This window comes from Nocardia spumae (genome assembly GCF_020733635.1).
Classification (GTDB): domain Bacteria; phylum Actinomycetota; class Actinomycetes; order Mycobacteriales; family Mycobacteriaceae; genus Nocardia; species Nocardia spumae.
On the sequence record NZ_JAJFZL010000001.1, the window covers coordinates 5,665,651 to 5,677,461 of the forward strand.

Annotated in this window: 8 protein-coding genes; 2 read left to right on the top strand and 6 right to left on the bottom strand. The window is 67.1% G+C overall.

What is annotated here, in order from left to right:
* Positions 1-7 precede the first annotated feature (7 nt).
* From nirB to LKD76_RS25130, 3 genes are all read right to left on the bottom strand, one after another.
* Positions 8-2,554: a nitrite reductase large subunit NirB gene (gene nirB / locus LKD76_RS25120; protein WP_227983886.1), complete on the bottom strand. Its 2,547-nt coding sequence runs from the start codon at positions 2,552-2,554 to the stop codon at positions 8-10.
* A 27-nt stretch (positions 2,555-2,581) separates the two neighbouring features.
* Positions 2,582-4,051 carry a nitrate/nitrite transporter gene (locus tag LKD76_RS25125; RefSeq protein ID WP_227983887.1) on the bottom strand — a complete coding sequence of 490 codons (1,470 nt, stop codon included), beginning with the start codon at positions 4,049-4,051 and terminating at the stop codon, positions 2,582-2,584.
* 308 nt (positions 4,052-4,359) lie between these two features.
* Positions 4,360-5,610: an MFS transporter gene (locus LKD76_RS25130; RefSeq protein WP_227983888.1), complete on the bottom strand. Its 1,251-nt coding sequence runs from the start codon at positions 5,608-5,610 to the stop codon at positions 4,360-4,362.
* A 65-nt stretch (positions 5,611-5,675) separates the two neighbouring features.
* Between LKD76_RS25130 and LKD76_RS25135 the strand changes: the two genes are divergently transcribed.
* On the top strand, positions 5,676-6,434 hold the full coding sequence (locus tag LKD76_RS25135; RefSeq protein ID WP_227983889.1) for a FadR/GntR family transcriptional regulator: 759 nt from the start codon (positions 5,676-5,678) through the stop codon (positions 6,432-6,434).
* 235 nt (positions 6,435-6,669) lie between these two features.
* Complete coding sequence (locus LKD76_RS25140; RefSeq protein ID WP_227983890.1) at positions 6,670-8,136, top strand: MFS transporter; 1,467 nt, start codon at positions 6,670-6,672, stop codon at positions 8,134-8,136.
* A gap of 40 nt (positions 8,137-8,176) precedes the next feature.
* Here the strand turns inward: LKD76_RS25140 and LKD76_RS25145 are convergent, their stop codons facing one another.
* The 3 genes from LKD76_RS25145 to moeZ form a co-directional block, all read right to left on the bottom strand.
* A complete protein-coding gene (locus LKD76_RS25145) occupies positions 8,177-9,028 on the bottom strand; it encodes a TIGR02569 family protein (RefSeq protein ID WP_227983891.1) in 852 nt (283 codons plus the stop codon).
* 87 nt (positions 9,029-9,115) lie between these two features.
* Positions 9,116-10,402, bottom strand: coding sequence for a DUF4241 domain-containing protein (locus LKD76_RS25150; protein ID WP_227983892.1), 1,287 nt, complete (start codon positions 10,400-10,402; stop codon positions 9,116-9,118).
* Between the two features lie 138 nt (positions 10,403-10,540).
* Positions 10,541-11,725 carry an adenylyltransferase/sulfurtransferase MoeZ gene (gene moeZ, locus LKD76_RS25155; RefSeq protein WP_227983893.1) on the bottom strand — a complete coding sequence of 395 codons (1,185 nt, stop codon included), beginning with the start codon at positions 11,723-11,725 and terminating at the stop codon, positions 10,541-10,543.
* Positions 11,726-11,811: the final 86 nt, after the last annotated feature.

Sequence of the window (11,811 nt, forward strand, 5' to 3'; positions counted from 1 at the left end):
TACGTGGCTATTTCTCGGGCGTGGCGGTAGTTGCCGGCATATCCGGCAAACCGAGCAATACCGGCACCTTGCGGGCGCCGCTGTCGTCGAAGGCGATCGTGGGATCGGCTTCCTCGGGAGCGTTGACGAAGGTCACGAAGCGCGACAGCTTCTGCGGATCCTCCAGTACAGCGGCCCATTCGTCCTTGTAACCCGCGACGTGACGGGCCATCGCGGCCTCCAGATCGTCGGCGATGCCGAGTGAGTCCTCGCAGACAACCTGCTTGAGGTGTTCGATCCCGCCCTCGAGTGATTCCTGCCACGGCGCGGTGCGCTGCAGCCGGTCCGCGGTGCGGATGTAGAACATCAGGTAGCGGTCGATGTAGCGGATCAGCGTCTCGTCGTCGAGGTCGCCCGCCAGCAGCACGGCGTGCTTGGGCGTCAGACCGCCGTTACCGCCGACGTAGAGGTTCCACCCGTTCTCGGTGGCGATGACGCCGACATCCTTGCCGCGCGCCTCCGCGCATTCCCGGGCACATCCCGACACCGCCAGCTTGAGCTTGTGCGGGGAACGCAGACCCCGGTAGCGCTTCTCCAGCAGGACGGCCATTCCCACCGAATCCTGCTGTCCGTAGCGGCACCAGGTCGAGCCCACACAGCTCTTCACCGTGCGCAGCGATTTGCCGTAGGCGTGGCCGGATTCCATCCCCTTGTCCACCAGCCGCTGCCAGATCTGCGGCAGCTGCTCGACCCGGGCGCCGAACAGGTCGATGCGCTGACCGCCGGTGACCTTCACGTAGAGACCGAAATCCTTGGCGATCTGGCCGATTTCGATCAGCTGCTCGGGGGTGACCTCGCCGCCGGGCATCCGCGGCACCACCGAGTAGGTACCGTTCTTCTGCAGGTTGGCCAGGAAGTGGTCGTTGGTGTCCTGCAGTGCCGACTGCTCACCGTCGAGGATGTGATCGCTCGAGGTGGAAGCGAGGATGGAGGCGACGGTCGGCTTGCAGATATCGCAACCGATTCCGGTGCCGTGCTTGGCGATCAGTTCGGAGAAGGTGCGGATCCCGGTGGCCTGGACGATCTCGAACAGCTCCGACCGCGACTGGGTGAAGTGCTCGCACAGCGCCTTCGACATCTCGACGCCGGACTGCTCGAGCAGCTTCTTGATCATGGGAACGCAACCGCCACAGGAGGTTCCAGCGGCAGTGCAGCTCTTGACCCCGGCGATATCGCACGCGCCGTCCGCGATCGCACCGCAGATCGCGCCCTTGCTCACATTGTTGCAGGAGCAGATCTGCGCCTCGTCGGGCAGCGCGTCGGCGCCGAGTTCCGCACCCGCGGGCGAGATCAGCGCGGCCGGTTCGGCCGGCAGTTCACTGCCGACCAGCGGCCGCAGCGCCGCGTACTGTGAGGCGTCGCCGACCAGAATGCCGCCGAGCAGGGTCTTGGCATCGTCGGAGAGCACGAGTTTGGCGTAGGTGCCCTTGGCGGCGTCGTGCAGCACCACCGACAGCGCACCCTCGGTGGTGGCGTGCGCGTCGCCGAAGCTGGCCACGTCCACCCCGAGCAGTTTCAGCTTGGTCGACAGATCCGCGCCGGGGAATTCCCCCGCTCCACCGAGCAGCCGATCCGCGACGATCTCGGCGGTGGTGTAACCGGGTGCCACCAGGCCGTAGCAGGTGCCCTCCACCGCCGCGACCTCACCGATCGCGAAGATATTGGGATCCGAGGTGGCCATGCCGAGGTCGGTGACCGCACCGCCGCGCGCGCCGATCTCGAGTCCGGCGTCGCGGGCGATCTGATCGCGCGGGCGGACACCGGCGGAGAAGACCACCAGCGAGGCGTCGATGGCCGATTCGTCGGACAGCGTAACCCGCAGTCCCGCACCGTCTTCGGCCGGTTCGATGGCCGAGGTGCCGACTCCGGTGTGCACGTGCAGGCCGAGATCGGTGACCAGCTTCTCCAGGATGGCGCCACCACCCTCGTCGACCTGCACCGGCATCAGGCGCGGCGCGAATTCGACCACGTGCGGGGTCATTCCCATCAGCCGCAGCGCGTTGGCGGCCTCGAGCCCCAGCAGACCACCGCCGACGACCACACCGACCGCGCCCGGGCCGGCGACGTCGGCCGCGGCACGGATGCCGTCGAGATCCTCGAGGGTGCGGTAGACGAAGCATTCGGGCCGATCATGGCCCGGAACCGGCGGTACGAACGCATACGATCCGGTCGCCAGCACCAGTGCGTCGTAACCGATCACGTCGCCGGAGGAGGTGGTGACCTTGCGCGCGGCGCGGTCGATCTCCTCGGCCCGCACGCCCAGGTGCAGGTCCACCAGCGCGTCACCGGCGTACTCGTTACCGGGCAGGGCGAGCGCGGCGGGATCCCAGCTGCCGACATAGGACGAGAGGCCGACGCGGTCGTAGGCGGGCAGGCTCTCCTCGCTCAGCACCACGACCTGCCACTGTCCGGCCTCGTCGCGAGAGCGCAACGCCTCGACGAATCGGTGCCCGACCATGCCGTGGCCGATGACCACCACGGTCTTGCGCTGCGAGGGGTCGACTGTCGTGAACATGACTGTCCTCCGATGCTTTCGAGATGGTCAGGCGCGAGCCGTGGACGAGGTGGAGTCGGATTCCGGCGACCGCTCGGCGCCGAGCACCAGAGCCTCGGCTTCGGCGACGACACCGGATTCCGTTCGCGGCGTACGCGTTCCGGGGCGCCGCAGGAAGACCGTCCAGACGACGATCGCGCAGAGGACGTAGAAGGCCAGGAACACCCAGAACGCCGTCGTAGCGGAATTGGTGGAGGCGTAGGACGAGCGCAGCACCAGGTTGATGCCCACCCCGCCGAGGGCACCGATCGCGCCGACGAAGCCGATCAGGGCGCCGGAGGTGTTGCGCGACCAGGCCGCCTGTTCGGCCGAATTCCCCGGCAGGCTCTTGGATTTCGCGTCGAACACCGACGGGATGATCTTGGTGACCGAACCGTTGCCGATGCCCGAGAGCACGAACAGCGCGATGAATCCGGCGACCAGGACGGCCATGGTGGCGCCGGAGGCGACCCCGTTGTTACGGTCGGCGGCCACACTGGCGACCGCGACCACGACGGCCGCGGCCATCATGCCGCCGAAGGCGAACAGCGTCACCCGGCTGCCGCCGATACGGTCGGCCCACGTGCCGCCGTAGGGGCGGGCCAGCGAACCGAGCAGCGGTCCGATGAACGCGATCTGCGCGGCGTGCAGGCTGGCCTGGGCGGCCGAGTCGCCACCGGCCTTGAAACTGATCTGCAGCACCTGACCGAAGGCGAAGCTGAATCCGATGAACGATCCGAAGGTGCCGATGTAGAGGAAGGCGATCGCCCACGACTGCGGGACCTTCAGCGACTCCAGCATGTAGGACAGATCCGCCTTCTGGTTGCGCAGATTGTCCATGTACAGCGCCGCACCGATACCGGCGATCGCGATGAAGGCCAGATACACCAGGCACACGATCGAGGCGTGGGTATTGCCGACAGTAGCGATCACCAGCAGACCGATCAGCTGGATCACCGGGACGCCGATATTGCCGCCGCCGGCGTTCATCCCCAGCGCCCAGCCCTTGAGCCGCTGCGGATAGAAGGCGTTGATATTGGTCATCGAGGAGGCGAAGTTGCCGCCGCCGAAGCCCGCGAACGCCGCCACCACCATGAATGTGGTGTAGGAGGTGCCGGGCTGGTTGATGAAGTACAGCGTCAGCAGCGTCGGGATCAGCAGCATCAGCGCGCTGAAGATCGTCCAGTTGCGGCCGCCGAAACGGGCGGTGGCGACGGTGTAGGGGATGCGCAGGATGCCGCCGACCAGAGTCGGCATCGCGACCAGGAAGAACTTCCCGGCGGCATCGATGCCGAACTTCTCGGTCGGCATGAACAGCACCATCACCGACCAGATCGACCACACCGAGAATCCGACATGCTCGGCCACGACCGACCAGATCAGATTGCGACGGGCGATGTCCTTGCCGCCGGCCTCCCAGGCCGCGACATCTTCGGCGTCCCAATGCTCGATGTCGTGGTTACGCGTCAGCGTGCTCAACAGGGCCTCCTGAAATCCGGTTGGCCCCAAGGTAGGAAACGGGTATTGCCGCGATGCTGCGCCACATGACGCGTAAATCAACGGTTGCTCACGATTCCGGCGTTTTCCCGGTGAGAACTCCGGCTATGTTTCGCCCATATGACACAACGGTTTCCGTGCGTCACGAAGTGCCCACGGTCACGGAGTGAGCCGGTGAGCTCGACCTCGGCGAGTGGTTCGGAACACACTGCGCGGGGGGTCGATTCACATCATCGCCATCGGCTCACCGCCGCGCAACCCGAGCGGTGAAATCGGCGATCCGAGGCGCGTCAGTGCCAGGTGTCCTCGAGCATGCGCGGTGTGCACGCCTGCCAGGCGCCCACCACCAGCACGACCACGGCCACCGACAGTAGTGCGAACGGCATCGCCCAACTCCCGGAGACACTGTGCAGTACACCGAACAGCAGTGGACCGACACAGGCGACCGTGTATCCGATGCCCTGGGTGAAGCCGGACAGCGCCGCGGAACCGGCCTGCGTCCGGGTGCGCAGATTGATCAGGGTCAGTGCCATCGGGAAGGTGCTCGGGCCGATGCCCAGCAACAGCACCCACAGCCACGGCGCGCTCATCGGGGCGATCAGCAGACCGGCGAAGGCGGCGAAGAACGAGACCGCGCACACGACGACGATCGGGAACGGATTGCGGATCCGCGCGGTGAACGTGGGTGCGGTCAGCGCGGCCGCCAGGCCGATGAACGAGAAGAAGGCGACCATGGTGCCGCCGAAACTCGCGTCGGCGCCGGCGTCGGCCAGGATCTTGGGCAGCCAGGTGAACATGGCATAGGTATTGAGCGAGGTCATCCCGAACATGGCCGCCATACCCCAGGCCAGCGGCGAACGCCAGATGTTGCCCGGCCGCTCCGGCTGTTCGCCGGGCACCGCGGACAGCGCGGTCGCGTCGACCCGATCACGGCCGCGCCGACCGCGCAGCACACCCAGCCAGGGCACCGTGGCCGCGAAACCGACCAGCGCCCACACGCCCAGCGACACTCGCCAACCGGCCGCGTCGGCCACCGGCACCGCGATCAGCGCCGGAATCATGGTGCCGACCTGCACCATCGTGATGTACACCGAGCTCATCAATGCCAGGTGATCCGCGAAATAGCGCTTGACCAGCGGCGGAATCACCACGTTGCCGATACCCATACCGGCCAGCGCGAACGCGGACAGCAGCAGTAGTTCCCAGGTGTCGGGCACCAGAGCCCGGGTCAGCTGTCCGGCGCCGGTCATCAACATGGCCACCAGCGCCGTCCGCTCCAGGCCCAGCCGCCGCACGAAGATCGGGGTGATCAGTCCGGCGAGGGCGAACATGGCGGTCGGGATCATGCCGAAGACGCCGACGACCGCGGTCGAGTAGCCGATATCGCCACCGATCCGTTCGGCCAGCGGCGTGAACGCCGTGACGGCGACCCGCAGCGTGAGCGCCGACAGCACGATCGCGACCAGCACCAGAATCCGGCCCTCGGCGAGGGCGCGGCGGCGCCGGACGTCGGTACTCGACTGCTGCTGGGTAACGGTCACCGCGAAATCATAGGATGATTGGATGAAAGCAGGCAACAAATGTGAGGAGGGGTACTCTATTGGCCGTGCAACCAGTCCGGCGCACCAGCCTCATCGCCCAGGTCACCGAACAACTGCGCGCTGAAATCCGCTCGGGTCGTTGGCCTATCGGCTCCCGCATCCCGACCGAGCCGGAACTCACCGAACTGACCGGCACCGGACGCAATACGGTGCGCGAAGCCGTACAGGCACTGGTGCACGCGGGCATGCTCGAACGCCGCCAGGGCTCGGGCACCTACGTCATCGCCGCCTCCGATCTCGGCGGCACCCTGACCAAGTACTTCGCCGACGCCGTCGAACGCGACGTGCTCGAATTGCGCCAGGCCCTCGATGTACAGGCCGCCCGGCTGGCCGCACTGCGCCGCGACGACGGCGATATCGACGAGCTGCTGCGGTTACTGGAACGGCGCCGCAAGGCCTGGGACACCGACAACGCGGCTGCCGTCGACGCCGACGTCGCCTTGCATCGAGCCGTCGTGGCCGCCAGCCACAATGCCGTCTATCTGGAGTTCTACGATTCGCTGCTCCCGGCGATCGAGGATGTGATCCGTTCTCGCACAACGCGACACGGCGACGATTATCACGACGAACATGCCGAGCTGGTGCACGCGGTGATCGACGGGGACGGTGCGCGAGCCGCCCGGGCCGCCAATTGCTTCCTCGGTTCGCTCATCGCCGAATACGCCGATCCACCGCTCGGAGCCCCGGCGTACCGTCGGGTGCCGCGCGACGCGGGCGTCGGGCCGGCGGTCGACAGTCGATCGAGTTCCGAACGTCCCCGGTGAGTTCGCCCGTGTGCTCGCGCGAGATCTGCTGTCTCCGCGGCCCGCTCCGCCGATAGGTAAACGACTCGTCACCATCCGGTGTGCGGCGGCGTGAGCGAGAGTTGGCACGAACGTCACCGCGGGTGAACCGCGCGTAATCCCGGATTCCTACCGTGAATTCGACCGCACGGGCCCGGCATCTCGGCCGAGACCACACCACGATGAGGGCGGTCGCACCCTTCGAGAGGACGCGCCGATGACATCCACCGACGTCGCACCCGCCGGTACCTCGACCCCGGCCTTCCGATACCAAGCCCGCGGGCGCTGGCTCGACCACTGGGAACCCGACGACGAAACCTTCTGGGCCAACGGCGGAAAGCGCACGGCCCGTAAGAATCTGACCTTCTCGGTGTTCTCCGAGAATCTCGGATTCAGCATCTGGGTGCTGTGGGCCAGCGTCGTGACCGCCATGGGCTCGGCCGGTTTCCATTATCTGAGCGGCCCCGACGCCGTAGCCAATTCACTACTGCTCACCTCGACCCCCACCCTCGTCGGCGCCGCACTGCGCGTGCCGTACACCTTCGCCATCCCGAAATTCGGCGGGCGGGCGTTCACCGTATTCAGCGCGGGTATGTTGCTGCTGCCGACCCTGGGCCTGGTCTATTTCGTCAACCAACCCGATACACCGTTCTGGGTGTTCATGCTGCTGGCCGCGCTCGCCGGCGTGGGCGGCGGCAATTTCTCCTCGTCGATGGCGAATATCAACTTCTTCTATCCCGAGGGCAAGAAGGGCGCCGCACTGGGCATCAACGCCGCCGGCGGCAATATGGGGGTCGCGCAAACCCAGCTGCTGGTCCCGCTGATCATCACCCTCGGCACCCATCTGATGGCCAAGGACCCCGGCGGTTACCGATTCGGCATCACACTCGCGGTTCTGGTCTGGATTCCGTTCATTCTCATCGCGATGTTCGGTGCGCTGCGCTACATGGATTCGATCACCGGCGCGAAATCCGACGGCAGTTCCTATCGCCTCGCGCTGACCAGTCGGCACACCTGGATCATGGCCGTGCTCTACGTCGGCACCTTCGGCTCGTTCATCGGTTTCTCCTTCGCCTTCCCCACCCTGCTCAAATCCACATTCCCGGAGCTGGCGAAGATCGGCTGGATGTCGACCATCGGCAATCTCGCATTCCTCGGCGCGTTCGTCGGCTCCCTGAGCCGGCCGGTCGGTGGCTGGATCGCCGATAAATTCACCGGAGCGCGGATCACGATCTACGTCTTCGGCGGTATGGCCGGTGCCACCGCGCTGATCGTGACGGCCCTGTCGATGAAGAACTTTCCGCTGTACCTGATTTCGTTCCTGCTGCTGTTCGTCCTGAGCGGCGTCGGCAACGGATCGACCTACCGGATGATTCCGTCCATCTTCGGCGCCGAGGCCAAGCGCCGGGCCGCCGAGGCCGGTCAGGATCCGGCGCAGGCGCTGGCCGCGGCCAAACGGCAGGCGGGCGCGGCGATCGGCGTCGTCGGCGCGGTAGGCGCGGCCGGGGGCTGGGTGCTGCAGCAGGCGCTGCGCGAATCCAATATCCACTTCGGCGGAATGGCTCCGGCCTTCTGGGCCTATGCCGTGGCCTTCCTCGCGATGGCCGGCCTCACCTGGTGGTTCTACCTGCGTTCGTCGTTCGCGGTCGGCCGGGCGCCCTCGCTGGCCCACGCCGGCATCTGAGCACGCGCGGCTCGCCGATCACCGCGATCGGCGAGCCGCGCTACACCATCAGGCGGATCATGTCGGCGGTATGCGCCAGGCCGGGAAAGGCTTCCGACGTCGACCGCGGATGCAGCGCGTGCACCGCCAGCCGGAACATGACCGCGCGCAACAACATCTGCGGCCACTCCGGCATATCCGACCACCGCTCCAGCAGACCCGGATCCGCACCGCCCCACGACAGCGCGTCGACCACGATCACCCCGGCGGCCCAGGACGCGGGCCGCCAGTACGGGGTGATGTCGGTCAGCCCGGGCGCCTGCCCGCCGGCGAACAACACCGTGCCGAACAGATCACCGTGCACCAGCTGCGACGGGGTCTGCACCGGCTTTCGCAAGGTCGCCAGCTGCGCGAGCATATCGATGCTGTGACGGCCGTCCAGGGAGGCCGCGGGCAGCATCCCGCCGGCCTTGAGGCTACGCAGCGGCACCGTCTCCCAGGCTGCCCGATCGGCGGCGACGAAGACGTCGACATCGACCCAGGGCGCGATGGGCTGCTGTACCAGAAAGCGCGGCCGTTCCAGCCGCGCGGTGGCGTGGTGCAGGCGCAACGACACCGACACCACCTCGTCGTGACGCGGTTCGGGCGTGCCCTCCATGAAGGTGTCGGCCCGCCACCCGGAGACCACATAGCGACCATCGGTGGCGCGGACCGGCCGGGCCAGTCGCACCCCGTCCACCTGCAGCGTCTCACGCACCTTCGCCGACCACGCCGCACGGGCATGATCCGCTACCGGGCTGAGCACCACATCCCCGCATCGCCACCCACCGTCCCAGTCGCCCAGCGCGACCGGGGACACTTCGCGCAGGCCGAAGGTGGCCCGCACATGCTCCGGAGGTTCGACAGATGTCACGGCCGTACCGTAACCCCGCGAACTTGTCCACTCGAGTAACCACGCCGGGGGTCGCCTGCCTCCCCGAGCCGCCGCCTACCGGTCGGGTTACGCGACCGTCGGCGCCGCCTCCGTTGTCCAGGGTTCGACTCCGATCAGCGCGAGCGGCATCGGGATCGCCACAGCGGTCACGTTCCCCTGGATGTCGTGACCGATCCAGACGGTGACGTCGCCGTCTCCTCCGGTCGGGAAGGCCAGCAATTCGGCGCCGACGTCCGGATCCGTGACTCTGTCGAAATCCGGGTATTGCTCGTCGGGCGACGATTCGCCGTCCCGGAAGCGTCGCATCAACGCCGACCGCGCGGTGACATCGACGAGGCAGCCGGTACCGGTGTCGACGGGGAATCCCGAGCGCTCGCCGTCGCGCAGCAGGCGCGGGTCGTCGCCGGTCCGGATGGCCATCGTCCAGGAGACGGTGGGCGCGTCGCTGATCAGCAGGCGGTACGCGTAGCTTTCCCGGACGGTGAAGGATTCCCCGAACATCTCGCCCTCGTAGCTGACCACGGATTCCTGCAACGGGTATGTGCCGGAAGGAATGTCGACGATGACGAGGTCGTCCGTGCCCTCCGACGGGACCGGCTGGGGGTCGCAGAACGCCACGGCGGACCCGGTCACGGTGTAGCTGGAGATCGTTCGAACCTCGATGGCGATGGGATCGGGGCTCTCTTCGTTGGTGACCGAGGCGCCCGGGGTGAACAGCGTGTCCAGTAGCGGCTCCGAGTACGGGGCCGGCGCGTGCCAGCCGAACGGCTGCGGTGCGCCGCTGGACGGCTCGGCCGGATCCGGCGAGTTCCCACGAATCCGGTATGTGGTCCCCGATCCCAGCACGGGGACGTTGAGCAGCTCCGCCCAGTCACCGAATGCCGGCCGCGGTAGCCATCGCCGATCGACCGGCAACTCCGGCACCGTGTAGGTGGAGCCGCCGAGACGCCCCCTCGGCTCCACGACCTGACGCCCCCTGCCATCGGGAAACAGATCGGTGGTCACGTGCCAGCTGGTCTCGGAGAATTCGAGGGTTTCGCGATCCGGGTAACGCCATCTTTCGTCATGGCGCAAGAACAAGCGCTCGGATTCGAGACGACGCAGATCCACCTCGCGGTCGCGACGCCCGAATTCATCGAACCACCACAAACCCAGGTAGTCGTCGTTCCACGCGATATGCAACACCGCGACGGGCAACGCACTACCCGCCGCCGTCAGCACGACCGCGTAGGGTTCACCGGCCGCGTCCCGCGACCGCGCCTCCTCCACCGCGATCGGGCCCGCCACGCGCCCAGCCGTCCCGTCCCAGCCCTCGCCGTACGTCACCTCGAGAGGTGCGCCTCGTCCTGTCATGCACCGAACCCTAGGACCGCGCTACCGCCTCCGGCTTCCCACAGCCGACAGCCCGACCGGGATACCGGCGCGTCCTCGGCGACCGCTCGGCTCCTCCCGGCCCGGCCCGGCGCGCCGGGCCGGGAGGGCGGCACAGCCCTAGTACACCGGCAGGCTCGGGTCGATCTGGTTGGCCCAGGCGATGATTCCGCCCTGCAGGTGGGTGGCGTCGGAGAATCCGGCGCGCTTCAACGCCGCCAAGGCCTCCGCGGAACGGATACCGGTCTTGCAGTGCAACACGATCGGGGTGTTCTGCGGGAGTTCGGCCAGCGCCTCACCGGACAGGATGCGGTCCTTGGGAATCAGGGTCGCGCCGTCGATGCGGACGATATCCCACTCCACCGGCTCGCGGACGTCGACGATCGCGACATCCTTGCCCGCGTCGAGCATGTCCTTGAGCTCGCGAGCGGTGACCGTGGAACCCACGGCCGCGGCCTGGCCCTCCTCGGAGACCACACCGCAGAACGCCTCGTAATCGATGAGCTCGGTGATGGGCTGCCGCTCGGGATCGCGGCGCAGCTTGATGGTGCGGTAGTTCATATCCAGTGCGTCGTAGACCATCAGCCGGCCCAGCAGGGTCTCCCCGATGCCGGTGATCAGCTTGATCGCCTCGGTCACCATGATCGAACCGATCGACGCGCACAGCACGCCCAGCACACCGCCCTCGGCGCAGGACGGGACCATACCCGGCGGCGGGGCCTCCGGGTACAGGTCGCGGTAGTTGATGCCGCGACCGTCCGGGGCGTCCTCCCAGAACACCGAGACCTGCCCCTCGAACCGGTAGATCGAACCCCAGACATAGGGCTTCCCGGCGAGCACCGCGGCATCGTTGACCAGATAGCGGGTGGCGAAGTTGTCGGTACCGTCGACGATCAGGTCGTACTGCGCGAACAGCTCGACCGCGTTCTCCGGTTCCAGCCGAATCTTGTGCAGCACCACGCTGATGCCGGAATTGATCTCCAGAATCGAATCGCGCGCGCTGTCGGCCTTGCTGCGGCCGATATCGGATTCGCCGTGAATGATCTGCCGCTGCAGATTCGACGCGTCCACCTCGTCGAATTCCACGATGCCCAGGGTGCCGACACCGGCCGCGGCCAGATACAGCAGTGCCGGTGATCCCAGACCACCCGCACCGATCACCAGGACCTTGGCGTTCTTCAAGCGTTTCTGCCCGTCCATACCGAGATCCGGAATGATCAGATGCCGGCTGTAGCGGGCGACCTCATCCCTGGTCAGCTCCGCGGCCGGCTCGACCAGCGGTGGCAGGGACAGTGGTGATGACACGTCGCAGACTCCTCGAATCGAATTCGCCGATTGGGCTGATCGGTGCAACGCGGCGAATCGGGCCGTTCTTCCCGGCCTGCCATGGT